This window comes from Streptosporangium minutum (assembly GCF_002149035.1).
Lineage (GTDB): Bacteria > Actinomycetota > Actinomycetes > Streptosporangiales > Streptosporangiaceae > Streptosporangium > Streptosporangium minutum.
The window spans coordinates 1-23,732 of record NZ_NGFP01000144.1 but is presented as its reverse complement, the minus strand read 5'-3'; the positions used below and the strand labels follow the sequence as shown (position 1 = coordinate 23,732).

20 protein-coding genes and 1 pseudogene are annotated in these 23,732 nt (G+C 71.4%); 3 read left to right on the top strand and 18 right to left on the bottom strand.

Annotated features, from left to right (window positions below; all coding sequences use genetic code 11):
• A pseudogene (locus tag CA984_RS27210) lies at positions 1–195 on the top strand (GNAT family N-acetyltransferase); the annotation flags it as partial.
• Between the two features lie 524 nt (positions 196–719).
• Here CA984_RS27210 and pyk read toward each other — a convergent pair.
• The 4 genes from pyk to gltB all read right to left on the bottom strand — a co-directional run bounded on the left by pyk (position 720) and on the right by gltB (position 10,311).
• On the bottom strand, positions 720–2,150 hold the full coding sequence (gene pyk, locus CA984_RS27205; RefSeq protein ID WP_031159957.1) for a pyruvate kinase: 1,431 nt from the start codon (positions 2,148–2,150) through the stop codon (positions 720–722).
• A 196-nt stretch (positions 2,151–2,346) separates the two neighbouring features.
• Positions 2,347–4,122: a S8 family peptidase gene (locus CA984_RS27200; protein ID WP_086576383.1), complete on the bottom strand. Its 1,776-nt coding sequence runs from the start codon at positions 4,120–4,122 to the stop codon at positions 2,347–2,349.
• Between the two features lie 133 nt (positions 4,123–4,255).
• Positions 4,256–5,734, bottom strand: coding sequence for a glutamate synthase subunit beta (locus tag CA984_RS27195; protein ID WP_086576382.1), 1,479 nt, complete (start codon positions 5,732–5,734; stop codon positions 4,256–4,258).
• A gap of 71 nt (positions 5,735–5,805) precedes the next feature.
• On the bottom strand, positions 5,806–10,311 hold the full coding sequence (gltB, locus tag CA984_RS27190) for a glutamate synthase large subunit (protein ID WP_086576381.1): 4,506 nt from the start codon (positions 10,309–10,311) through the stop codon (positions 5,806–5,808).
• 200 nt (positions 10,312–10,511) lie between these two features.
• On the opposite strand from gltB, the gene CA984_RS27185 reads away from it, so the two are divergent.
• Positions 10,512–12,071 carry a bis-aminopropyl spermidine synthase family protein gene (locus tag CA984_RS27185; RefSeq protein WP_086576380.1) on the top strand — a complete coding sequence of 520 codons (1,560 nt, stop codon included), beginning with the start codon at positions 10,512–10,514 and terminating at the stop codon, positions 12,069–12,071.
• On the opposite strand, the gene CA984_RS27180 is transcribed toward CA984_RS27185, so the two are convergent.
• On the bottom strand, positions 12,037–12,657 hold the full coding sequence (locus tag CA984_RS27180; RefSeq protein WP_086576379.1) for a hypothetical protein: 621 nt from the start codon (positions 12,655–12,657) through the stop codon (positions 12,037–12,039). The two genes, CA984_RS27185 and CA984_RS27180, sit on opposite strands and share 35 nt — an antisense overlap.
• Before the next feature lie 404 nt (positions 12,658–13,061).
• Here CA984_RS27180 and CA984_RS27175 point away from each other — a divergent pair, with 404 nt between their 5' ends.
• Entirely contained in the window at positions 13,062–13,490 is a 429-nt protein-coding gene (locus CA984_RS27175; RefSeq protein ID WP_086576378.1) for an RICIN domain-containing protein, read from the top strand.
• A 26-nt stretch (positions 13,491–13,516) separates the two neighbouring features.
• Here the strand turns inward: CA984_RS27175 and CA984_RS27170 are convergent, their stop codons facing one another.
• From CA984_RS27170 to hisI, 13 genes are all read right to left on the bottom strand, one after another.
• The gene (locus tag CA984_RS27170; RefSeq protein WP_133061786.1) at positions 13,517–13,852 is read right to left on the bottom strand and encodes a transposase; all 336 of its coding nucleotides are present in this window, start codon (positions 13,850–13,852) and stop codon (positions 13,517–13,519) included.
• A 67-nt stretch (positions 13,853–13,919) separates the two neighbouring features.
• Complete coding sequence (locus tag CA984_RS27165; protein WP_086576376.1) at positions 13,920–14,726, bottom strand: hypothetical protein; 807 nt, start codon at positions 14,724–14,726, stop codon at positions 13,920–13,922.
• Positions 14,726–15,445: a VIT1/CCC1 transporter family protein gene (locus tag CA984_RS27160; RefSeq protein WP_086576375.1), complete on the bottom strand. Its 720-nt coding sequence runs from the start codon at positions 15,443–15,445 to the stop codon at positions 14,726–14,728. Before CA984_RS27160 ends, CA984_RS27165 begins: the two co-directional genes overlap by 1 nt.
• Entirely contained in the window at positions 15,442–16,563 is a 1,122-nt protein-coding gene (lgt, locus tag CA984_RS27155; RefSeq protein WP_086576374.1) for a prolipoprotein diacylglyceryl transferase, read from the bottom strand. Before lgt ends, CA984_RS27160 begins: the two co-directional genes overlap by 4 nt.
• 26 nt (positions 16,564–16,589) lie before the next feature.
• On the bottom strand, positions 16,590–17,354 hold the full coding sequence (locus CA984_RS27150; protein WP_086576373.1) for a thioredoxin domain-containing protein: 765 nt from the start codon (positions 17,352–17,354) through the stop codon (positions 16,590–16,592).
• Positions 17,354–17,935 (bottom strand): DoxX family protein, encoded by a 582-nt coding sequence (locus tag CA984_RS27145; protein WP_242676196.1) that lies wholly within the window; start codon positions 17,933–17,935, stop codon positions 17,354–17,356. The genes CA984_RS27150 and CA984_RS27145 overlap by 1 nt, the downstream gene beginning before the upstream one ends.
• A gap of 466 nt (positions 17,936–18,401) precedes the next feature.
• Positions 18,402–19,196, bottom strand: coding sequence for a tryptophan synthase subunit alpha (gene trpA / locus CA984_RS27140; RefSeq protein ID WP_086576372.1), 795 nt, complete (start codon positions 19,194–19,196; stop codon positions 18,402–18,404).
• A gap of 67 nt (positions 19,197–19,263) precedes the next feature.
• Positions 19,264–20,469 (bottom strand): tryptophan synthase subunit beta, encoded by a 1,206-nt coding sequence (trpB, locus tag CA984_RS27135; RefSeq protein ID WP_242676197.1) that lies wholly within the window; start codon positions 20,467–20,469, stop codon positions 19,264–19,266.
• A gap of 43 nt (positions 20,470–20,512) precedes the next feature.
• Positions 20,513–21,322 carry an indole-3-glycerol phosphate synthase TrpC gene (gene trpC / locus CA984_RS27130; protein WP_012889639.1) on the bottom strand — a complete coding sequence of 270 codons (810 nt, stop codon included), beginning with the start codon at positions 21,320–21,322 and terminating at the stop codon, positions 20,513–20,515.
• 169 nt (positions 21,323–21,491) lie between these two features.
• On the bottom strand, positions 21,492–21,905 hold the full coding sequence (locus CA984_RS27125; RefSeq protein ID WP_242676195.1) for a DUF2752 domain-containing protein: 414 nt from the start codon (positions 21,903–21,905) through the stop codon (positions 21,492–21,494).
• Positions 21,906–22,002: 97 nt separating this feature from the next.
• A complete protein-coding gene (locus CA984_RS27120) occupies positions 22,003–22,395 on the bottom strand; it encodes a DUF4190 domain-containing protein (protein ID WP_086576369.1) in 393 nt (130 codons plus the stop codon).
• A gap of 142 nt (positions 22,396–22,537) precedes the next feature.
• On the bottom strand, positions 22,538–23,170 hold the full coding sequence (locus tag CA984_RS27115; protein ID WP_165781427.1) for a Trp biosynthesis-associated membrane protein: 633 nt from the start codon (positions 23,168–23,170) through the stop codon (positions 22,538–22,540).
• Positions 23,167–23,514 carry a phosphoribosyl-AMP cyclohydrolase gene (hisI, locus tag CA984_RS27110; protein ID WP_012889635.1) on the bottom strand — a complete coding sequence of 116 codons (348 nt, stop codon included), beginning with the start codon at positions 23,512–23,514 and terminating at the stop codon, positions 23,167–23,169. Before hisI ends, CA984_RS27115 begins: the two co-directional genes overlap by 4 nt.
• Between the last annotated feature and the right edge of the window lie 218 nt (positions 23,515–23,732).

The window sequence follows — 23,732 nt, the reverse complement described above, 5'->3', positions numbered from 1 at the left end:
GTGCGGGTGATGACGGACTTCGCCCACGACACGGTGGGCGTCGTCCAGCTGCTGCTGGAGATCGAAGAGGGGAATGCCGCGAGCGCGGCGGTCGCGCGCGCGGCGGGTTACCACCTGACCGACGTGCCGCCGATCCCCGGCGAGGACAAGGGCCGCCCGCTGCTCCTGCGGACCTGGGCGTACGGCTACGCGTAGCCGGGTGGATGCGGCCGGGGAGCGGTCACAGCCGGCTGAGGCCGGCATCCTCTTTCGGGGGGCCACGGGAGGGCTGCCGCTCGGAGCGGCGCGCGGAGCCCCCTCCGCCGGACCGGTCCCGGTGGCCGACGCAGATCCGCCACCGGGACCGGAGGCTGTCGCCGTCCCGGGATCATCAGAGGCACCGACTACCCCGGGAACACCTTCCGAAACGGCAGTGCCGCCGGATCCGGGGCGGGCGGGCACGGTGATGACGGAGCCGCCGTCGGGGAGCGCGCCGCTCGGCCGCCCCGCCCAGGCACGGCCATGCCGTCAGGGGGCCTGAGAGCGGCCAGGGCCGTGCCCGTGTGGAGGACTGCCGTCGGGCACCGGCCCGGCCTCGGCGCCCGGCACGCGGCCTTCACAGGCTCGTGGACAGGGGTGTCCGGACGGCCGCCGCCTCTGCCGTCGCTGGGCGATCGTCAGCGCCCGACATACCGGTACGGCCACCGCCCATGGGCGGTGGCCGTACCGTCAGGAGGATCTCAGGCGGGGTGGGAGACCGCCGAGCCGATGGTGTGGACGCGCAGGGCGTTGGTGGAACCGGCGGTGCCGGGAGGCGAGCCGGCGACGATGACGACCTTGTCGCCCTTCTCCAGCCGCGCGTTGGCCAGCAGGGAGGCCTCGACCTGGCGGACCATGTCGTCGGTGTGGTGGACGAACGGCACCTCGAAGGTCTCCACGCCCCACGTCAGGGCGAGCTGGCAGCGGACGTGCGGGGAGGAGGTGAAGGCCAGCAGCGGGATCGGCGAGCGGTAGCGCGCCAGGCGGCGGGCGGTCTCGCCGGACATGGTGAACGCGACCAGGGCCTTGGCCCCGACGATGGCGCCGACCTCGGCGGCGGCACGGGCGATGGCCCCGCCGGTGGTCTCCGGCAGCCGGTCCAGGCTGTGGGTGGCCTGCAGCGAGGTCTTCTCCGCGGTGGTCGCGATGCGGCTCATGGTCTGCACGGACTCGATGGGGTAGTTGCCGACCGAGGTCTCGCCGGAGAGCATGACCGCGTCGGCGCCGTCCATGACCGCGTAGGCGACGTCGGAGGCCTCGGCCCGGGTGGGGCGCGGTGCGCTGATCATCGAGTCGAGCATCTGGGTGGCGACGATGACCGGACGGGCCTTCTCGCGGCAGAGCTCGATGGCGCGCTTCTGGACGATCGGCACCTCTTCGAGGGGCAGCTCGACGCCGAGGTCGCCGCGGGCGACCATGATGCCGTCGAAAGCCTCGATGATCTCGGGCAGCCGCTCCACGGCCTGCGGCTTCTCGATCTTGGCGAGCAGCGGGAGGCGGACGGCCTCCTGCTCCATGATGTTGCGCACCACGTCGGCGTCGGAGGGACGGCGGACGAAGGAGAGCGCGATGAGGTCGAAGCCGGTGCGCAGGGCCCAGCGGAGGTCGGTCTCGTCCTTGTCGGTGAGGGCGGGCGCGCTGACGTTGACTCCGGGCAGGTTGAGGCCCTTGTTGTCGGAGATCATGCCGCCGATGATCACCCGGGTGGTGACGCGCGGGCCGTCGACCCTGGTCACCTCCAGGTGGACGCGGCCGTCGTCGACGAGGATGCTGTCGCCCGGGCGGACGTCGTTGGGCAGGCCGAGGTAGGTCGTGGAGACCTGCTCCCGGTCGCCGGGGACCTCCTCGGTGGTGACGGTGAAGACGTCACCGAAGCCGAGACGGACCGGTCCCTCCTCGAACTTGCCCACCCGGATCTTGGGGCCCTGCAGGTCGGCCAGCACGCCTACGCCGCGGCCGAGCTCGGCGGCGGCCTCCCTCACCCTGTCGTAGACCTCCTTGTGCAGCTCGTGGCTGCCATGGCTGAGGTTGAAACGGGCCACGTCCATGCCCGCGGCGATGAGCTCGCGGAGGCGTTCGGGAGAGGAGGTGGCAGGGCCGAGAGTACAGACGATTTTTGCGCGACGGGTCACGGGTCCCACCCTAATTGGTACAGACCACTCGGTTGTTACGTTGGCCGGAGCACCGATGAAAAACTCGGTGACATTACGCTACCTCCGGTGACCCGGAGGCGGTGAACCACCCCTTGCCCCGGAGACGGTGGAACCCCTGCGTGAGCGCCGGACGCGGGTTCCGCGTCCGGTACGGGGGCCTGCTCGGTACGGGGCCTCAGCGGGTGACGGTGGCGGCCTTCTCCGCGTTGACCATGCCCCTGCCGTAGAAGCCGTTGCGGGACTTGGACCCCTCGCAGACCTGGGGGAACTTCTGGCCCTCGATGCGGTAGACGTACCTGCGCGGCGAGGGGCAGGGCTTCTTGGTGGCGGTGGCGTAGAGCAGGCGCTGGACATCGGCGGGGGCCATGGTGACACCGCCCTTGCCGGGCTTGCCGAAGCGGCTGAGGAGGATGGCGGCGACGCCGGTGGCGTGCGGGGCGGCCATGGAGGTGCCCGCGAGGTACTGGTAGTAGGCGCAGGTGTCGCCGCGGCAGTCGCGGAGGACCGAGGAGTTCTTGGGCCGGCCGTCACGGTCGATCAGGCCCTGGGCGCGGAGCACGTGCTCGGGGGCGGCGGCCAGGATGGTCCTGGTGACGTCGGGGTCCTTGGTGCCGTCGTACTCGTCGCCGCCGGGGGCCGACAGGTCCGTCTGCTCGAGGCCGTAGTCGGAGTAGTAGGCCTTGCGCCCGCTCGTGCCGAGCGCCGACACCGAGATGACGCCCTTGGACTCGGCCGGGACGTTGAGGCAGGAGTTGTCGACCTTGCGGACGCGCGTGGAGTCGGCCGGGTAGTCGGGGCTGGTGGTGTCGGTCTTGGGCCGGCCGAGGTCGGTGAGCTCGTTGCCGAGGGCGCTGATGAGGGTGACGCCGTGCCGGCGGGCGTAGTCCAGCGCGCGCTGCATGCCGGTGATGACCCCGCGCTGCTCCAGCTGTTCGGCCTTGGAGTCGGCGGGGTTGGCCGCGCAGTTGAAAAGCCAGGGGTCGACGTAGTAGCTCATGTTGACCACGTTGATCCCGGCGTCGCCGGCGTAGGTGAGCGCGTCGAGGCTGGGCTTGAGGAAGAATATCCCGGCGTCCTGGCCGGCCCGCAGGTTGACCAGGGACACCTGGGGGGCGACGCCGGCGACGCCCAGGTCGTTGATCGGCGAGCCGATCGTGCTGGCGACGTGCGTGCCGTGGCCGTCGTCGTCCCAGTCGACCGGGTCCTTGCATCCCTTGAACTCGCAGGGCCCGTCGAAGGTCTGCCCCTTGGAGTCCTTGGGCCGGTCGGTCACGAAGTTGCGGCTGAGCGCGCGGTCGAAGTTCGGCGCGATGTCGGGGTGCCTGCCGTCCACGCCGGTGTCGATGACGCCCACCAGCACCTTCTTGCTGCCGGGCGCGGTGGCGTAGGAGCCGTCGGCGGTGGCGCCGATCATCTTCATGTCCCACTGCCGTCCGGCCAGCGGCTCCTCGTCATCGGCCAGGACGACCTCCCGGATGTCCGAGGCGCTCCTCCCGGCGGGGACCTCGGAGCCGGTCCGGGGGGCGGCTGTCGCGGGACCGGTCCTGCGGCCGGAAGAGACGGCGGTCGTGGAGCCGGTCCTGCGGTCGCTGGGGACGGCGGTCGTGGAGCCGGTCCTGCGGTCGGAGGAGACGGCGGTCGCGGAGCCGATCCTGCGGTCGGAGGAGACGCCCGCGACGGCGTCGCTGCCGGCGAGGTCCTCGACGAAGCGGGCGCCCGGGCCCCTGGCGACGATGTAGCCGAGCTTGGGCTCGGTGGACACCGCGGCGCCGCCGCCCGCCCTGATCGCGGCGATCGCCTGGTCCTGGGCGCCGTCGGTGTAGAAGACAAGGTAGTCGCGGAGCTGTCCGGTGGCGGCCGCCGTCCCGCCGGTCAGGGAACCCACCGTGAGGGTGCCCGTCAGAGCCACCACCGTCGCCGCGCCGGTCAGGCGGCCGCTCCAACGATTCATATATCCCCCACATCAACCCAGGTCAGGAAGAATCATCTTTCAGGGATATAACCGCCACAGCAACCTGAACACTGACTTAGACCGATATTTCCGGTACGGCGGGCAGCGCCGTACCGGAAGCACCGTGAGACGGTCAGACCAGCGGCCGGGCCGTGGGCGGGATCGCCACCGGCAGGGCCGTCTGGCCGGTGAGGTGGCGGTCGACCGCCGCCGCGGCCGAGCGGCCCTCGGCGATCGCCCAGACGATCAGCGACTGGCCCCGGCCGATGTCACCGGCGACGAACACCCCGTCCACCGACGACATGTAGCCCTTGTCCCGCGCGACGTTGCCCCGCGCGTCGAAGAACTCGCCCGCCGCGACGGAGGCCAGCTCCTCCAGCAGGCCGCCCCGCTCCGGGCCGACGAAGCCCATCGACAGGGTGACGAGCTCGGCGGGGATCTCCCGCTCGGTGCCGGCGATCGGCTTGAAACCGGTCGCCGGGCCCTCGACCTCGACCAGGCGCAGCGCCCGGACGTTGCCGTCGGCGTCGCCGACGAGCTCGGTGGTGGAGACTGCGTAGACCCGGTCGCCTCCGCCCACGGCCAGCTCCTCGTGGGCGCTCTCCATCTTGAACAGGATGGGGAACGTGGGCCACGGCTGGCTGCCCGGGCGGTCCGCCGGAGGCTGGGGCATGATCTCCAGCTGGGTCACCGACGCGGCGCCCTGCCGGATCGCGGTGCCGATGCAGTCGGCACCGGTGTCACCGCCACCGATCACGACGACGTGCTTGCCCTCGGCGCTGATCGGCGAGACCGGGAAGTCGCCCTCCTGGACCTTGTTGGACGGCGGGAGATACTCCATCGCCTGGTGGACGCCCTTCAGGTCGCGCCCGGCGACGGCCAGGTCCCGCCACCGGGTCGCGCCGCCCGCCAGGACTACGGCGTCGAACTCCTCGCGGAGCCGGGCCGCGGTGATGTCGACGCCGACGTTGACGCCGGTGCGGAACTCGGTGCCCTCGGCCCTCATCTGCGCGAGCCGGCGGTCGATGTGCCGCTTCTCCATCTTGAACTCGGGGATGCCGTAGCGGAGCAGGCCGCCGATCCGGTCGGCGCGCTCGAACACCACCACGTCGTGCCCGGCCCGGGTGAGCTGCTGGGCGGCGGCCAGGCCCGCGGGGCCCGAGCCGACGACCGCGACCCGCTTGCCGGTCTTCGAGGCCGGGAGCTGAGGGGTGACCCAGCCCTCGTCGAAGGCGCGGTCGATGATCTCGACCTCGACCCGCTTGATCGCCACCGGGTCGGAGTTGATGCCGAGCACGCACGCCGCCTCACAGGGCGCCGGGCACAGGCGGCCGGTGAACTCCGGGAAGTTGTTGGTGGCGTGCAGGCGCTCGATGGCCTCCTGCCAGTCGTCGCGGTAGACCAGGTCGTTCCACTCGGGGATGAGGTTGCCCAGCGGGCAGCCGTTGTGGCAGAACGGGATGCCGCAGTCCATGCAGCGCGCGGCCTGCTTGGTCAGCGCGGGCTTGGGGAAGTCCTGGTAGACCTCCCGCCAGTCGCGGATGCGCACGTCCACCGGGCGGCGCGCCGGCAGCTCGCGTCCGTGCGTGAGAAAACCCTTCGGGTCAGCCATCGGTGTGCCCCCTTATCCCTGAACAGTCTCGTGAACGCGACCGGCCGTGACCTCTTCGGCGGGTGCCGGCGTCATCCCTGCACCGCCGCGGTCATGACCGCCTCGTCGATGTCGCGGCCTTCGAGGCGCGCGGCCTCGGCGGCCCGCAGGACCCGCTTGTAGTCCGTCGGCATGATCTTGCTGAACCGGGCCGGGTCCCAGTCGGTGAGCAGCGCCTTGGCGACCGTGGAGCCGGTCTCCGTCAGGTGCGCCTCGACGATCTCCCGCAGTGTCTCGGATTCGGCCTCGTCCAGCGCCTCGATCTCCACCATCTCGCGGTTGACCCGCGCCGCGTTGAGGTCGAGCAGGTAGGCGACGCCACCGGACATGCCCGCCGCGAAGTTGCGGCCGGTCGGGCCGAGGACGACCACCTTGCCGCCCGTCATGTACTCGCAGCCGTGGTCGCCGACGCCCTCGACGACCGCGGTGGCGCCGGAGTTGCGGACGCAGAACCGCTCCCCCATGACCCCGCGGACGAACACCTCGCCGGAGGTCGCGCCGTACAGGCCGACGTTGCCGGCGATGATGTGGCCTTCCAGCGGGGCCTCGTCGTGCGGCTGGACCGTGATCCGGCCGCCCGACAGGCCCTTGCCGAGGTAGTCGTTGGCGTCGCCGGTCAGCCGCAGCGTGACGCCCCTGGGCACGAAGGCGCCGAAGGAGTTGCCCGCCGAGCCGGTGAACCGGACGTCGACGGTGTCGTCGGGGAGACCCGCTCCGCCGTACCGCTTGGTCACCTCGTGGCCGAGCATGGTGCCGACCGTGCGGTTGACGTTGCGGATGGGCAGTTCCAGGGTGACCCGCCGGCCGTGGTCCAGCGCGCCCTCGGCGAGCTGGATCAGCGTGTGGTCCAGGGCCGCCTCCAGCCCGTGGTCCTGCTCCTGCGTACGGCGGAGCGCGGTGCCCTCGGGCAGCTCCGGCCGGTGCAGGATCGGCGCCAGGTCCAGGCCCGCGGCCTTCCAGTGGTTCTCGGCCGAGGTGGTGTCCAGCAGCTCGGCGTGGCCGATGGCCTCGTCGAGGCTGCGGAAGCCCAGCGCGGCGAGGTGCTCGCGGATCTCCTCGGCGATGAACTCGAAGAAGTTGATCACGAACTCGGGCTTGCCGGTGAACCGCTTGCGCAGCTCGGGGTTCTGGGTGGCGACGCCGACCGGGCAGGTGTCCAGGTGGCAGACGCGCATCATCACGCAGCCGGAGACGACCAGCGGGGCGGTGGCGAAGCCGTACTCCTCCGCGCCGAGCAGCGCGGCGACGACCACGTCGCGGCCGGTCTTGAGCTGGCCGTCCACCTGCACCACGATCCGGTCGCGCAGGCCGTTGAGCAGCAGGGTCTGCTGGGTCTCGGCCAGGCCGAGCTCCCAGGGCGCGCCCGCGTGCTTGAGCGAGGTCAGCGGCGAGGCGCCGGTGCCCCCGTCGTGGCCGGAGATGAGCACCACGTCGGCGTGGGCCTTGGACACGCCCGCCGCGACCGTGCCGACGCCGACCTCGGCCACGAGCTTGACGTGCACGCGGGCGACCGGGTTGGAGTTCTTCAGGTCGTGGATGAGCTGGGCGAGGTCCTCGATGGAGTAGATGTCGTGGTGCGGCGGCGGCGAGATGAGGCCGACGCCGGGGGTGGAGTGCCGGGTCTTGGCGATCCACGGGTAGACCTTGTGGCCGGGGAGCTGGCCGCCCTCGCCGGGCTTGGCGCCCTGGGCCATCTTGATCTGCAGGTCGTCGGCGTTGACCAGGTACTCCGACGTCACGCCGAAGCGGCCCGAGGCCACCTGCTTGATGGCGGAACGGCGGGCGGGGTCGTAGAGCCGCTCGGGGTCCTCGCCGCCCTCGCCGGTGTTGGACTTGCCGCCCAGCCGGTTCATCGCGATGGCGAGGGTCTCGTGCGCCTCCATCGAGATGGAGCCGTAGGACATCGCGCCGGTGGAGAACCGCTTGACGATCTCGGAGACCGGCTCGACCTCGTCGATCGGGACCGGCTCGCGGACGCCGTCCCTGAACTTGAACAGGCCGCGCAGCGTCATCAGCTTCTCGGCCTGGGAGTCCACCAGGCCGGTGTACTCCTTGAAGATCTCGTAGCGGCGCGAGCGGGTGGCGTGCTGCAGCTTGAAGACGGTCTCGGGGTTGAACAGGTGCGGCTCGCCCTCGCGGCGCCACTGGTACTCACCGCCGACCTCCAGGCGGCGGTGGGCGTTCTCGGCCCGCGGGTAGGCCCGCCGGTGGCGGAGCGCGACCTCCTGGGCCAGGACGTCGAAGCCGATGCCGCCCAGGCGGGAGGTCGTCCCGGCGAAGCAGGCGTCGATGACGTCCTTGCCGAGTCCGAGCGCCTCGAAGATCTGCGCGCCGGTGTAGGAGGCGACGGTGGACACGCCCATCTTGGACATGACCTTCAGCACGCCCTTGCCGTACGCCTTGATGAGGTTGCGCACGGCCTTGTGCTTGTCGATCTCCAGGACGCCGGAGTCGACCATGTCCTCGACGGTCTCGATGGCGAGGTAGGGGTTGACCGCGCCCGCGCCGTATCCGACGAGGAGCGCCATGTGGTGGGCCTCGCGGGCCTCGCCGGTCTCGATGACCAGGCCGACCCGGGTGCGGGTCTTCTCGGCGATCAGGTGGTGGTGGACCGCGCCGGTGAGCATCAGCGACGGGATCGGCGCCAGCGCGGCGGAGGAGCCCCGGTCGGAGAGCACGATGATGCGCGCCCCGTCCTCGATCGCCGCCGAGACCTCGGCGCAGATCTCCTCAAGGCGGTGCAGCAGCGCCTCGCCGCCGCCGCCGACCTCGTACAGGCCGGAGACGACGCGCGGGTGGAAGCCCGGCAGCGCGCCCTCGTCGTTGATATGGATGATCTTCGCGAGCTCGTCGTTGTCGATCACCGGGTACGGCAGCACGAGCTGGCGGCAGGAGGCCGGTCCCGGGTCGAGCAGGTTGCCCTCGGGGCCGAGCGTGCTGGCCAGGGAGGTGACGAGCTCCTCGCGGATGGCGTCCAGGGGCGGGTTGGTGACCTGCGCGAAAAGCTGGCTGAAGTAGTCGAACAGCAGCCGGGGCTTCTCGCTGAGCACCGCGACCGGGGTGTCGGTGCCCATCGAGCCGATCGGCTCGGCGCCCACCTTGGCCATCGGCGACAGGATGATCCGCAGCTCCTCCTCGGTGTAGCCGAAGGTCTGCTGACGCTTGATCAGCGCCTCGTGGGTCGGGATCTCGCGCGAGCGGGCGGGCAGCTCCTCGAAGCGGACCAGACCGGCGTGCAGCCACTCGGCGTAGGGCAGCTCGGCGGCGAGCTCCGCCTTGATCTCGTCGTCCTCGATGATCTTGCCGAGCTCGGTGTCGATCAGGAACATCTTGCCCGGCTGCAGGCGGCCCTTGCGGACCACGTCCTGCGGCGCGATGTCGAGCACGCCGGCCTCGGAGGCCAGCACGACGAGGCCGTCCCTGGTGACCCAGAACCGTCCCGGACGCAGGCCGTTGCGGTCGAGGACCGCGCCGACCAGGGTGCCGTCGGAGAAGGTGATCGAGGCCGGGCCGTCCCAGGCCTCCATCAGCGTGGAGTGGAACTCGTAGAACGCCCGCCGGGCGGGGTCCATCTCGGTGTGGCTCTCCCACGCCTCGGGGATCATCATCAGCACCGCGTGCGGCAGCTTGCGCCCGGCGAGGTGGAGCAGCTCCAGCGTCTCGTCGAAGGAGGCGGTGTCGGAGCCGTCGGGGTCGCAGACCGGGAAGAGCCGCGACAGCTCGCCCGGGATGGCCGCGGTCGCCAGCATGGCCTCGCGGGCCCGCATCCAGTTGCGGTTGCCCTTGACCGTGTTGATCTCGCCGTTGTGGGCGACGTAGCGGTAGGGGTGCGCCAGCGGCCACGAGGGGAAGGTGTTGGTGGAGAAGCGCGAGTGGACCAGCGAGATCGCGGTCTCGTAGCGCTCGTCGCTCAGGTCGGGGAAGAAGGGCTCGACCTGCAGCGGGGTGAGCATGCCCTTGTAGACGATCGTCCGGGCGCTCAGCGAGGGGAAGTAGACGTCCACCTCGTGCTCGGCCCGCTTGCGCAGGCAGAAGGCCAGCCGGTCCAGTTCCAGGCCGCTCTCGCCGTCCGGCGAGGCCACGAAGATCTGCCGGAAGAACGGCATCACCGCGCGGGCGCTCGGCCCGGGCAGCGCGGGGGCGGTCGGCACGTCGCGCCAGCCCAGGACCGTCAGGCCCTCCTCCGCCGCGATCTCCTCGATCATCCGCACGCCGATCGCGCGGGCCTCGGGGTCGGCGGGCAGGAAGGCCGTGCCGACGGCGTAGGAGCCCGCCGCGGGCAGCGGGAAGTCGGTCACCGCGCGGAAGAACGTGTCGGGGATCTGCGTCAGGATCCCGGCCCCGTCGCCGGTGTCCGGTTCGCTACCCTGGGCCCCCCGGTGGTCGAGATTGCAGAGCGCCGTCAGTGCCTTCGCGACGATGTCGTGACTGCGGCGGCCGGCCACGTCCGCGACCATGGCGACGCCACAGGCGTCGTGCTCGTGCGAGGGGTGATAGAGGCCCTGGGGCTCGGGAAAGCCGAGGTGGGCAGCAGGCATTGAATCCCTCCCGTCGTCTTGCTTCTTTGGAACAAGCAAGGGACGACGTTGGCCCTGCTGCGTGGTGTGTAGACATTACCGTACCCTGCCGGAAACGTGCCTACCCGGTCCATATCGCGAACATTTAGTAGCGATTCGTCCGCTTCGTTCAGCAGGGCGGCGGGGCAGGACATTCCAGGTGAGGGCTCTAGGGTGGCCCCATGGAAGCGATTGCGGCGCTCATCGCGCAGGCGGGTGTGGACGGCAGGCGGCTGCGGACGGTGCTGGCGCTCCTGGGTGACGGCCGCTGGTGGACTCTGGCGGATCTGGTCCGGGAGAGCGCGACGTCGCGCCGGACCGTCGAGGCCCTGCTGCGCGAGGTCGGGCTGGAGCGCTCCGGCGACCGCTTCCGGCTCCGGGAGCCTCTGATCGGCCTCGCCGGCGCCGCCGTCGCGCCGGCCGACCCGGTGGCGCACCTGCTGCCCGGCCACGCCGATCTGGTGGCGCGGATGGAGGAACTGGTCGCCAAGGCGCCCCGCGGCCGGCAGGCGCTGGACCACGTGGCCGCGACCGCCGACACCGTGGTCCGCCGGGCACTGCTGCTGGACGCCCGGTTCTGGCTGGAGGGGGCCCGGCTGCTGTGCGTGGGAGACCACGACCTGACCTCGCTGGCGACCGCCATGCTGCACCCGGGCGTCGAGGTGACCGTCGTGGACATCGACGAGCGCATCCTCGCCTACATCGCCGGCCAGGCCGACCGGCTCGGTCTCAACGTGCGGACCCGCTGGGCGGACCTGCGCCTGGGCCTGCCCGCGTCCGCCCAGTCATGGGCCGACCTGGCCGTCACCGACCCGCCCTACACCCCCGAGGGCATCGGGCTGTTCGCCGCCCGCGCCGTGGAGGGGCTCCGCGACCGCGAGCGGGGCCGCATCCTGCTGGCCTACGGGGCCAGCGAGCGCACCCCCGCCCTCGCGCTGAAGGTGCAGCACGCCCTGTCCCAGCTCAACCTCGTCAACGAGGCCATCTACCCCGACTTCAACCGCTATTTCGGCGCCGAGGCCATCGGCTCCGCCGCCGACCTGTACATCCTCCGCCCCACCACCAAGACCTGGCCCGCCGTGGCCGCCCGCGTCGACGGCTTCGGCGCGGCCATCTACACCCACGGCCCCCAGTCCGTCGAGTCCACCGGCTCGCCCGTCCCCGCACCGGCCGCCACCGGCCAGGCGCCCGAGGCGCCCGAGGTGCTCGTGGGCGAGTGGCCCAGGGACCTGCTCGCCAAGACGCCCCGGACCCGCCTGACGACATGGCTCGCCAAGCCCTACGCCAGCGACCCCGGCAGGGTCGCGATAGCCGTACCTGCCGGGCTGGAGGCGGCGCTGCCCCGGCTGCTGCTGGCCACCCGCGCCCAGCGGGTCCAGGTGACCCTGGCCGGACCGCCGAAGGATCTGCCCGCCGACCTGCTCTCCCCGGTCTACGGACTGACCGCCGACGGCTCGACGGTCCACGCCGTACGGCTCCCGCCTCCCACGACGGACGAGGGGCGGATCCTGCGCCGCATCCTGGACAACGCCCACGGCAAGCTCGCCAACACCTGGCGCGAGGCCCTCATCAAGGTGCGGGGCGAGCTGACCAAGAAGCAGGCCAGGGCCGTCATCACCGCCGTCGCCCCCTGGGCCGACGACGTCACCGTCCTCGAACTGCCCGCCCACCGCCTGCAGGAGCTCCCCGCCGCGGTGCGCGGCTCCCTCACCGCACCAGACGCCGCTGGATCACCAGGCTGAGGCTGTCCATCGCGACCTGCGGGTAGGTGAGGTCCACCTGGCCCGCGCCGCCCACCGGGGCGACCCAGCTCACGGTGACGTAGTGGCCCAGGGCGCGGGCCTGGGCCCAGCTCCGAGAGCCGTCGAAACCGGCGGGGGTGCCGGGGGCCGGCCGTACGAAGCCGCCGTCCTTGAGGGCCGCCACGAGCCCGTCGGCCGCGGCGGCGTCGGCCAGGTTGAAGATGAGGAACTGCCCGGAGACCCGGCCGTCCGGGGTCGCGTAGTGGGCCCGGAGCACCTGGGTGCATCCGGCGACGGCGGCCTCGGCGCTCCCCCACACCGCCGTGGCGCAGTCGGTGAGCGTCTCGGTCCCCTTGCTCGCGAGGGTGCTCTCGCCCGCGGTCACCGATCCGGTGGGGAACATCTCGGCGGCGGTCAGCGGATCGGGGTCGGCGGCGCGGGTGGCGATCGGGGCGTAGTGCGCCGTGGTCGGCTCACCCTGGAAGAAGGCCGGACGCGGGGCGTCCTTCTCGCCGCCCAGCCACAGGAACGCCGCTCCGGCGGCGACGACGAGCGGCACGGCGACGACGGCGATCCACTTGCGCATGACCGATGAGCCTACTGGGACCGCAGGTGCGGCGCAGGCTTAGGCAGCGGCGGGAGCGGGCCCGGGGATCAGGAGCCGGGCGGATCCAGAGGCCGGGAACCGGGCCGGTTCGGGGGCCGGGGCGCGGGTCTGGAGCCTGTACGGAGTTCGGATCTCCAGGCTGGCCGGAGGCTTCGGCCCCATAGGACGGCCCCGCGTACGCTCCGCCACCTGGAGGCGGGGGACACGTTCGTGAGCGGAGGACCAACCAGGAAGGGTGGTCGACGGGGCTACCGCCGCCTTCCTGCAGCGGGAACCATGTCCGGAAGCGGTCACGGCCGAAGGGTGATTTCCCATGCTTAATCGTCTCTTATGGAGACAAGGCGGCGCACCGCCACCTACCGCTCCAGTTCGAGAGGACCCCCATGGACATCCCGGTCCGAGCCACCCTGATCAACAAGAAGTCCGGGCTCGCCCTCGACATCAGGGAATGCGACATGTCCGACGGTGGCTGGGTGATCCAGTGGACCCCCCACGGCCGGACCAACCAGATCTTCCGCCTGGAACCCGCCGATGGCGGCTACAAGTTCATCGCCGAACACTCCGGCAAGGCCCTGGATGTCAGCGTGGCGAACCAGAACTCCGACTTCGCGATGCAGTGGGGCATCAATGGCAGCCCCAGCCAGATCTGGTACCTCAAGGAGCACGAGGCGGGCGTCTACCGGCTCATCGCCAAGCACTCAGGCAAGGTGCTGGCAGTCGCAAACGCCTCCACCGACCCGGGCGCGCGCGTGGTGCAGTTCGAACCAGGTCATGACGAGAACGAACTCTGGCTGCTCAAGGCCGTTCCCTAGCCAGGGGTTGTTTGAAGTTCGGATCATCATGTGGTTGAGGTGAGGAGTCTTAACCACATGATCGAGCCCCGGAGGTAGAGTCCGGCCTCGTAGCTCTCCGGGGCTTTGTCGTAGCGGGTCGCCAGGCCACGCCAGGTCTTGATCTTCTGGAAGCAGCGTTCGACAGTGTTGCGCTGCCGGTAGCGCTCCGGACCGAACGTGACGGGCCGCCCACCGGCCGCCTCCGCCCGAGCTTCGCGAAACCGCCACAAGATCCCGTTGAACTGGTCGCGCACCCGCCGTGGCAGCGGCCCGGTCGCCGCCGGCGGCAGCTGCGGCTCGATCAAAGCCAACTCGGCATCGGTCACATCAAAGCGCGCCACATCCGAGTTCCACCAGTCACGGCAGCTAACCATCGGTCCTCATCTGGATCCGGACTTCAAACAGCTCCTAGGGGGCGGGGGCGGGTCCGGCGGCGACGACGCGGCGGAACACGGCCTTCTCCGCGCCGCGGACCGCCAGCGACAGGGAGACGAAGTCGTCCTTGGCCCCCGGCTCGGCGCCGTCGGCCCGGCCGATCCAGACCAGGCCCACGTAGTGGCCCATGGCGTGTCCGCTGGCCTCGGTGTAACCGCCGATCGGGAAGCGCGCCCTGCCCGACGCCAGCAGATGGGTCCAGCCGCCCCGGTGCGTCGTCGTCAGCGACTGGACGAGCCCGTCGGCGGAGGCGGTGTCACGCAGGTTGAGCAGGGTGTACTGGGCGACGTGACGGCCGTCGGTGTAGACGCCCCGGGCCGCCTGGGTGCATCCGGCCTGGGCGAGCTGGTCGGCCAGTCCCTGCCCCCAGACCGCCGCCGAGCAGTCGGCGTCCATTTTGGTGGCCGCCAGCTTCAGCGTGGTCCTGCCCTCCTTGAGGACCTTCTCCGCGAAGACGTCCTTCAGGGTCAGCGGAGCGGGGTCGGCCTTGCTCAGTGCGATCGGCGCGAACAGCTTCGGCGAGACCCAGCCCTTGTAGGCGTCGGGCCGGGGCTGGGTGGAGATGGCGGCGGCGGTGGCCCTCTCGGGCACGAAGTCGCTGCTCATCGAGCCGATCACGAAGGTGAGGACGACCGCGGCGACCAGCACGCCGGCCACCGAGCCGACGACCGCCAGCAGCCGCTGCTGTCCCTGGCTCAGCCCCCACTCCTCCAGCTGGGGGATGCTCCAGGTCTGCGTCTTCGCCGGGGTACGGCGGCGCTTGCGGGCGGGAGTGGTCATCACAGTCCGCTCCCTCCCAGGAGATGGCCGAGGCCGAAGGTCAGGGCGGCCGCGACCGCGCCGACCACGAGCTGGCGCAGCCCGCTGTACCACCAGCTGCGCGCGGTGACCCGGGAGACCAGCGCGCCCGCGCCGAACAGGGCCAGGCAGGAGACCACCGCCGAGCTCACCAGGCTGGTGACCCCCAGCAGGTACGGCAGGAGCGGCAGGATCGCGCCCACGCTGAAGGACAGGAAGGAGGAGAGGGCGGCGATCCTGGGCGAGGGCAGGTCCTCCGGGGTGACCCCGAGCTCGGCCAGGGCGTGCACCTCCAGCGCCTTCTCGGGATCCTGGGAGATCTGCCGGGCCACCTCCGCCGCCACGCCGGGCTCGACGCCGCGCGACTCGTAGAGCTGGGCGAGCTCGGCCTGCTCGGCCTCGGGGTGGCGTTCGAGCTCGCGCCGCTCGACGTCGATCTCGGCGAGGGCGAGCTCCCGCTGGCTGGCCACCGAGACGTACTCGCCACCGGCCATGGAGAACGCGCCCGCCGCCAGCCCGGCCACCCCGGCCAGCACGATGACCTTGGTGCTGGCCGTACCGCCCGCGACACCGGCGATCAGGGCGAAGTTGGAGACGAGACCGTCCATCGCACCGAACACCGAGGGCCGCAGCCAGCCTCCGTTGACGTCACGGTGCGCGTGATGGATCTCGGCGCGTCCCCCGGACTCGCCTGCGCTCATGGTCTCTCTTTCTCGCCGTCTGCCGCGGTCCGGACCGCGATCTCCTCCCGGGCCTCCCCGGGCGTGCCGGCGGCGCCGGCCTTCTCGGCCTCGTCGGCCTGGTCTGACGGGTGAGCCGGATCGACGGCCCCCGCACCGCCAGGTGCGAGCTCCGCGGTCACGCCGGCGGGCTCCGCACGCCCCTCCGGCCGATCGCCCTCCCCGTCCTCGTCGGCCTTTTCGACCTCGTCGACCTTGTCGGCCTCGTCGGACGGATGCGCCGGGTCGATACCCCCCGCGCCTTCCGGCGCGAGCTCCGGCGTCACCCCGACGGACTCCTCCCCTGTCTTCCTTCCGGCATACCAGAAATAGACCAGCGCCGCGACGAACAGGATGACGGAGGTCCACTGGTTGAGCCGCAGGCCGAAGATGTGGTGGGCGGTGTCCACCCGCAGGCCCTCGATCCAGAAGCGGCCCACGGTGTAGCCCGCGACGTAGAGGGCGAAGACCCGGCCGTGACGGAGCGCGAACCGGCGGCCGGCCCAGATCAGGACGAGTGCCAGACCCAGGTCCCAGATCGACTCGTAGAGGAACGTGGGATGGTAGGTCGCCTCGCCCGGCACCGTGCCCGGCCGGTCGGGGTCGATCTCCAGGCCCCAGGGCAGGTCGGTGGGGCTGCCGAACAGCTCCTGGTTGAAGTAGTTGCCCCAGCGTCCGATCGCCTGGGCGACCGCGATGCCGGGGGCCACGGTGTCGGCCACCGCGGACAGGGAGATCCCCCGGCCGCGGCAGCCGAACCACACGCCGAGGGCGCCGAGCGCGACGGCCCCCCAGATGCCCAGCCCGCCGTTCCAGATGAACAGCGCCTCGATGGGCTCGTTGGGCGCGTCCGGCCCGAAGTAGAGCTGCCAGTCGGTGATGACGTGGTAGAGACGTCCGCCGACCAGGCCGAACGGCACGGCCCAGACGGCGAGGTCCACGATCGTGCCGGGCGCGCCGCCGCGGGCGCGCCAGCGGCGCTCACCGATGATGACGGCGACGATGACGCCGAGCACGATGCACAGTGCGTAGGCCCGGATGGGGACCACGCCGAGGTGCCAGACCCCCTGGGAGGGGCTGGGAATCGAGGCGAGGGGCATGTCTGGTGACGTTACCGTGTCACGGGCTACTTGGCCGCATCAAGGATCGCCTGGCGCAGATCGGCCGGCTTGAACGCCACGCTGTTGTCCACCTCGGTGCCGTTGATCTTCAGCGTCGGGGTGCCCTGGAGGTTCGCGCTCTCCAGGATCTTGGTGCTGTAGGCGGTGTGCTCAGGCGCCTTCTGCTGGCCGGTCACGCACTTCTCGAAGCCCGGGTCGGTGACCCCGGCGTCCTTGCCCCAGGCGACCATGTCATCGAGCTTGAAGCCCTCGACGGTCTCCGACGGCTGCTCCTTGAACAGCTTGTCGTGGAATTTGATCCACGGAGCGCCGCCGGGGACGCAGCGGGAGGCGGCGCCGCCGCGGACGGAGTTGCCGCGGGTGACGCCCTTGTTCGCCTCCTGCGGGAAGATCGTGATCGGGTGGTAGACCACCTTGACCTTGCCCTCGGCGGCCAGGTTCTTGATCGTGGCGCCGCTGGTCTCCTCCAGCGCCTTGCAGGCGGGGCACTGGAAGTCCTCGTAGACGTCCAGCACCGGCTTCTCCACGCCCGCCTTGGCCATCACCACGGAGCCGTCGGCGGCGGCGGTGATCGGCGCCAGCGCCCCGGTGGCCTCCTCGGACTTGCTTCCCTGGGCGGCGTACCACCATCCGGCCCCGACGGCGCCGAGTGCGACGACCGCCACCGTCGTGATCGTCGCGATGCGCTTGAGCCGCTCCTTCTTCCGCTGCTCCTCGCGCTGCGCCTTGATCCGGTCACGCGCCGAATGATCCCGCGCGGCCTTGCCCATCAGTGGTTCTCCTTTTCATAGGGCTTCTCGTCATCGCCCTCGATGTCGTCATCGTACGGCTCCCGCCCCGAGGTCAGCCCCAGCGCCGAGTCCAGCGCGAACCGCCCCGGCGGGAACCAGGCGACGACCACGCCGAGCGCGAAGAAACCGGCGTCACGCAGGATGTCGATGAGGTAGTCGGGCTCCACCCCGGCCTTGAGCTGACCGCCGCCGCCGAAGCAGCCGCAGTCGATTCGCAGCCCGCGCGCCCACGCCGATGCGATTCCGATGACGAAAGCCAGCATAAGCAACGCGGAGATGATGCCCGCCACACGGGTGAGCAGCCCGACAACCAGCAACACCCCTATGACGATCTCCAGGATGGGCAGGCCGTAGCCGACCACCGTGGCAAGCGAGTCCGGAAGTAGTTCGTATGCCTTGACCGCCTGCACGGACAGCACCGGCGTGCCGATCTTCCCCCAACCGGCGGCGATCATCACACCCGCCAGCACCAGCCGCGAGACAGTCGTCACCCAGGGTAACGCCGAACTCGCCGGATGCGACCGCGGAAGCACGGGCTTGTCAGAAGTCACGAGCACCATCGTCTCCTATTCCGGGCCCCCGGTTATGGCCGACCGCTATGGATACGGCACCATCTGGGAGAAACCCCATCACGAGCTGGATAAGCGTCGAATAAGCCAACTAACGAGCACGGAACCGCAGAACTGCCGCACCATAAAAGCCCAGGTGACAGGCCGATACAGCAGCAGACATCCTACGGCGAACTCCGGCCCCAATCCCGCTGGACGGCCTTCGCACCCTGACGCACCGTATCCGGGGCGGGCGCCGCCCTGATCTCCGCCCCCGCCCCGCCGGGGACGCGGGAACCGGCCGGCGGCTCCGGCGGCCGGGACGGAGGGGCGCGTCCGGCCGGTAACGGCACGCCGGAGAACGCGGCGGGCTCCGGCGGGGCGGTTTACCGCATTAACCGGAGGCGGAACGGATGGGCCCGGCGGGAAACGAGAAATGCGGCCGTTCCATGGAACGGCCGCATTTCAGATGAGAGGTCTACCTCCGGACGCCCGCCGCCAGCTCGGCGCCCAGTTCGCGGACCGCCGCCAGGCCGGAGGCCTCGTCGGGGGCGTCCAGCAGGCGGCGGATGAACGCCGAGCCCACGATGACGCCGTCGGCGTAGCGGGCCACCTCGGCGGCCTGCCTGCCGGTGCCGACGCCCAGCCCGACGCAGACCGGCATGTCGGTCTGCAGGCGGGTCCGCTCGACCAGCCCCTGGGCCGCCTCGCCGACCGACTCGCGGGCGCCCGTGACGCCCATCAGCGAGGCGGCGTAGACGAAGCCGGTGCAGCAGCCGACAACGGCCTTGATGCGGCTCTCGGGAGAGCTCGGCGCGACCAGGAAGACGGTGTCGATCCCGGCTCCGGCGCTGGCCTCGCGCCAGGGCTCGGCCTCCTCCGGGGTCAGGTCGGGGGTGATGGTGCCCACCCCGCCCGCGTCCGCCAGGTCACGGGCGAACCGGTCGGCGCCGTAGCGGTCGATCGGGTTCCAGTAGGTCATGACCAGCGTGGCGGCACCCGTCTTGGCCACGCCCTCGACCGTGCGCAGCACGTCGGCGATGCGGGTGCCGTTGGTCAGCGACCGGTGCACGGCGTCCTGGATCGTCGGACCGTCCATGAGCGGATCGGAGTAGGGCAGGCCGATCTCGATCACATCGCAGCCCGCGTCCACCATGGCGGCGGCGGCCGCGATCGCGCCGTCCTTGGTCGGGAATCCGGCCGGCAGGTATCCGATGAGGGCGGCGCGATCGTCCGCCTTCGCCCTGGCGAACACCGTCTGAAGAGTCGTCATCGTTGATTCCGTTGCGGTTCGTGGCCTCGTCCCCACCGGCTAGGCCGGCGGGGACGCGAGTCGGCCGTCAGAGGTTGAAGTACTTCATGGCGGTGCCCATGTCCTTGTCGCCACGGCCCGAGAGGTTGACCAGGATGGTCGCCTCGGGGCCTATCTCACGGCCGAGCTTGAGGGCGCCGGCGAGCGCGTGGGATGACTCGATCGCCGGGATGATGCCCTCGGTGCGGGCGAGCAGCGAGAAGGCGTCCATGGCCTCGGCGTCGGTGATGCCGTGGTAGGAGGCGCGGCCGGTGTCCTTCAGCCAGGCGTGCTCGGGGCCGACGCCGGGGTAGTCGAGGCCGGCGGAGATCGAGTGGGACTCGATCGTCTGGCCCTCCTCGTCCTGCAGGACGTAGGTGCGCGAGCCGTGCAAGACGCCGATGGAGCCCTCGGTGAGCGTGAGGGCGTGCTCACCGGTCTCCAGGCCCCGGCCGCCGGCTTCGTAGCCGTGGAGCTGGACGTCCTTGTCGTCGATGAAGGCGTGGAAGATGCCGATCGCGTTGGAACCGCCGCCGACCGCGGCGGCGACGGCGTCCGGCAGCCCGCCGGTGAGCTCCAGCATCTGGCGGCGGGCCTCGACGCCGATGATGCGGGCGAAGTCGCGGACGATCTCCGGGAACGGGTGCGGGCCGGCGATCGTGCCGAAGAGGTAGTGGGTGCGGTCGACGTTGGCGACCCAGTCGCGGAAGGCCTCGTTGATGGCGTCCTTGAGGGTCTGGCTGCCGTTGGTGACCGGGACGACGGTGGCGCCGAGCAGCTTCATGCGGGCGACGTTGAGCGCCTGGCGCTCGCAGTCGACGGCCCCCATGTAGATCACGCACTCCAGGCCCATCAGGGCGGCGGCGGTGGCGGTGGCCACGCCGTGCTGGCCCGCGCCGGTCTCGGCGATCACCCTCGTCTTGCCCAGGCGCTTGGTGAGCAGGGCCTGGCCGAGCACGTTGTTGATCTTGTGAGCGCCGGTGTGGGTCAGGTCCTCGCGCTTGAGGATGATCCGGGCGCCGCCCGCCTGCTCGGCGAAACGCGGCACCTCGGTGAGGGTGGTCGGCCGCCCGGCGTAGGTGCGCAGCAGGTGGTCGAACTCGCGCAGGAACCCGGTGTCGTTCCTGGCCTTCTCGTACTCGGCGGCCACCTCGTCCAGCGCCGGGATGAGGGCCTCGGGCACGTAGCGCCCGCCGAAGACGCCGAACTTGCCGTGGACGTCCGGGTCGTTCCCGTGGACGCCGTTGCCGGCCAGGTCCGCCGGGGTGAGAAGGGTTCCGTCTGTCGCTGTCACGTGCTTACTGCCCCTCAGGTCGAGATGCGGGGTGAGCGCCGGCGGTGACCAGGTCGACCACCGCGGCCCGCGGGTCCTTTCCGGTGACCAGGCTCTCGCCGACGAGGACGGCGTCGGCGCCGGCCCTGGCGTAGGCGAGCAGGTCGTGCGGACCGCGCACACCCGATTCGGCGATCTTGATGACGCCTTCGGGGATCTTCGGGGCCAGCTTCGCGAACACCTCGCGGTCCACCTCAAGGGTCTTGAGGTTACGCGCGTTGATGCCGATGATCCGGGCTCCGGCGGCGAGCGCCCGGTCGAGCTCCTCTTCGGTGTGCACCTCGACCAGCGGGGTCAGGCCGATCGACTCGGCCCGCTCGATGAGCGAGACCAGCGCGTTCTGGTCCAGCGCGGCCACGATCAGCAGCACCAGGTCGGCGCCGTAGGCCCGGGCCTCCCAGAGCTGGTAGGAGGTGACGATGAAGTCCTTGCGCAGCACCGGGATGTCGACCACGGCGCGCACGGCGGCCAGGTCGTCGAGGCTGCCGCCGAAGCGGCGCCTCTCGGTCAGCACGCTGATGACGTGGGCGCCGCCCGACTCGTAGTCACCGGCGAGCGCGGCGGGGTCGGCGATCGCGGCGAGCGCGCCCTTGGACGGGCTGGAACGCTTCACCTCGGCGATGACCGCCACCTGGTCGCCGCCCAGCGCGGCGTAGGCGTCGCGGGGCGCGGGCGCCCGCTCGGCCCGCTCCTTGAGCTCGGCCAGCGACACCGTCTCCTGCCGGCCGGCCAGATCGGCGCGCACCCCTTCGAGGATCTCCTCCAGAACGCTCACTTGCCCTCCTCGCGAAACTCGGAGGTCAAGTTCGCGAACGCCGCCCTGTCCATGGTCCGCTCGCTCCACTCGCTCACGAGTAAGGCCCCTCCCGATCGATTGCCTTGGTCCAGCCGATGCTATCGGGCTTGCCGCGGTCGCCCCGCCACGGGGTGACGCCTATAGGTGACTATGGGGCCAAGAATTCCCCAAAAGCAACATTTCGCACTATCCAAAAAACGATCATTAAAGCAAGAAAAGCCCATACATAGGAAGGACGTATGGATATCCCCTTGAGTGGTACGCCCCGCCAGGAACGCAGCACCCAGCGCCCCCACAGGAGGGCCAGGACCGGGACCATGGCCACGACCAGAATGTTGAGCCCGAGGGCCGTGACGGGGTCGCCGTGGGCGAGGGCGTGAATCGCCCGCAGCCCGCCGCAGCCCGGGCAGTAGAGCCCGGTGAGCATGAGGAACGGACATGTGGGGTAGTGCCCCGGCTCGTTGGGGTCCACCGCGCCCACGTAGGCGACCGCGGCGCCGGCGGCCAGCGCGGCGCCGAGCGGGGCCAGCACTGCCAGCGCCCGCGCCCGCGGCCCCCGCACGTCAGCGGTCCTTCCCGTCACCATCGGCCCGCCCGCACCTCTCCACCAGCGACTACCCGTCACCGGCCACGATACTCAAGACGGGGGCGGATGCCCGTCAGTAACCCGACAGCGAGGTGCTCGCGGCGAACCCCCACCAGCCGAGCGCCAGCGCCAGGACGAGCACGAGCAGCCAGCAGGCGACGCCGAAGTAGGACAGGACCAGGCCCGCGATGGCCATGCCGCGCCCCTCCTCGTGGGTCCGCTTGATCTGGCCCAGCGAGATGTGGCCCAGCACGATGCCCACGATCGAGGTGACGCCGCACACGAACAGCCCGGCGATGCCCATGATCAGCGCGGCGATGGCCATGCCGTTGTTGCCTCGGGGCGGCTGCGCGCCGTAGCCGTAGGGGTCGTAACCGCCGCCGGGCGGCGGGCCGTAGCCGCCGGGAGAGCCGTATCCGCCGCCCTGCGGTGGCCCGTAGCCGCCGGACTGGTTCCCGTAGCTCATGAATGACTCCCCTTTATGCGAGTTGCGGGCGAAATCCTAGCGAAATCCGTGTCTTCCACGAGGGCCGCTCCCCGCTTCCGTGGGCAAGTTGTGACCGTGCGGTGAGCAGGGGCGACCGGCCGTCTCCCGGGACGGCCGGTCCTCAACGCTCCCCGTTCTCCGGACGGGCCGTTCTCTCCGGAGCGGCGGTGTCCTCCGGGCCGACCGTCGGATCGGCGCCGAGGTCGATCGCGTCCCACAGCGCCCGCTCGCTCGGAGCCCCGCCGGTGGAGGCGGCACCGGCGGCGGCCGGGGCCGATCCGCGGCGCTCGTAGCGGTCGGACATGCCGGGCCAGCCGGCGCCCCTGACGGCGGCCACCACTCCCGCGCAGGCCAGCAGCAGCCCGCCCGCCCCGGCCACCAGCGGCCAGGCGGCGGCCGGGGCACTGTGGAGGGCACCGGGCTCGGCCAGCGGGATCTGCCGGGCCGCGACCTCCAGCGCCGCGCCCGCGCGGCTTCCCTGCCAGGCCCAGGCGAGCGCCCCCGCTCCGCAGAGCGTCATCACGGCGCCGACGATCCTGCGCCAGACCCCCCGGGTCGCGAGCACGGCGACCACTGCGGCGAGCGCCGCCCAGGCCGCCGGGCCGAGCGCGGGCACCAGTTCCGCGGCGGAGACCGCCACCTTGCGCGGGCCGTACGTCACGGTGAACCAGTCGCGCCCGGCGGCGAGCAGCACGAGCGCGGCGCCCGCCACGCAGACGGCGACCCAGGTCCACAGCGCCCGCCGGGCGGTCACTTCGGGTTCACCGCCAGTTCGTCGGCGTCGAAGCAGGTCCGGTCACCGGTGTGGCAGGCGGCGCCCACCTGGTCGACCTTGAGCAGGATCGTGTCGCCGTCGCAGTCGAGTGCGGCGGACCTGACGTGCTGGACGTGACCGGAGGTGTCGCCCTTGACCCAGTAGGATCCGCGGCTGCGCGACCAGTAGGTGGCCCGGCCGGTGGTGAGCGTGCGATGCAGGGCCTCGTCGTCCATCCAGGCGAGCATCAGCACCTCGCCGGTGTCGTACTGCTGGACGATCGCGGGCACCAGCCCGTCGCCGGTGCGCTTCAGCCGTGCCGCGATGGCGGGGTCAAGGGACATGCGGCAATTGTGCCGCAACCAGGGAGAGGGGTGACTTCCGGCATGGCCGGTCGGCCACGGCGGGGGCTCCCCGGCGGACCGATCCGGCCGGCGGGCGGTGACGGCGGATGGCCACGGCGGGGGCTTCCCGGCGGACCGGCCCGGCCGGCGGGCGGTGACGGCGGATGGCCACGGCGGGGGCTTCCCGGCGGACCTGCCCGGCCGGCGGGCGGTGGCGG

Excerpts from the sequence above, each read along its gene's own strand:
- lgt (WP_086576374.1), bottom strand. The coding sequence starts at position 16,563 with ATGCCCCTCGCCTCGATTCCCAGCCCCTCCCAGGGGGTCTGGCACCTC.
- hisI (WP_012889635.1), bottom strand. The coding sequence starts at position 23,514 with ATGTCCCTTGACCCCGCCATCGCGGCACGGCTGAAGCGCACCGGCGAC.
- CA984_RS27195 (WP_086576382.1), bottom strand. The coding sequence starts at position 5,734 with ATGGCTGACCCGAAGGGTTTTCTCACGCACGGACGCGAGCTGCCGGCG.
- CA984_RS27160 (WP_086576375.1), bottom strand. The coding sequence starts at position 15,445 with ATGAGCGCAGGCGAGTCCGGGGGACGCGCCGAGATCCATCACGCGCAC.
- CA984_RS27175 (WP_086576378.1), top strand. The coding sequence starts at position 13,062 with ATGGACATCCCGGTCCGAGCCACCCTGATCAACAAGAAGTCCGGGCTC.
- CA984_RS27150 (WP_086576373.1), bottom strand. The coding sequence starts at position 17,354 with ATGGGCAAGGCCGCGCGGGATCATTCGGCGCGTGACCGGATCAAGGCG.
- CA984_RS27165 (WP_086576376.1), bottom strand. The coding sequence starts at position 14,726 with ATGACCACTCCCGCCCGCAAGCGCCGCCGTACCCCGGCGAAGACGCAG.
- CA984_RS27185 (WP_086576380.1), top strand. The coding sequence starts at position 10,512 with ATGGAAGCGATTGCGGCGCTCATCGCGCAGGCGGGTGTGGACGGCAGG.
- trpA (WP_086576372.1), bottom strand. The coding sequence starts at position 19,196 with ATGACGACTCTTCAGACGGTGTTCGCCAGGGCGAAGGCGGACGATCGC.
- CA984_RS27145 (WP_242676196.1), bottom strand. The coding sequence starts at position 17,935 with ATGGTGCTCGTGACTTCTGACAAGCCCGTGCTTCCGCGGTCGCATCCG.
- CA984_RS27120 (WP_086576369.1), bottom strand. The coding sequence starts at position 22,395 with ATGAGCTACGGGAACCAGTCCGGCGGCTACGGGCCACCGCAGGGCGGC.
- gltB (WP_086576381.1), bottom strand. The coding sequence starts at position 10,311 with ATGCCTGCTGCCCACCTCGGCTTTCCCGAGCCCCAGGGCCTCTATCAC.
- CA984_RS27180 (WP_086576379.1), bottom strand. The coding sequence starts at position 12,657 with ATGCGCAAGTGGATCGCCGTCGTCGCCGTGCCGCTCGTCGTCGCCGCC.
- CA984_RS27200 (WP_086576383.1), bottom strand. The coding sequence starts at position 4,122 with ATGAATCGTTGGAGCGGCCGCCTGACCGGCGCGGCGACGGTGGTGGCT.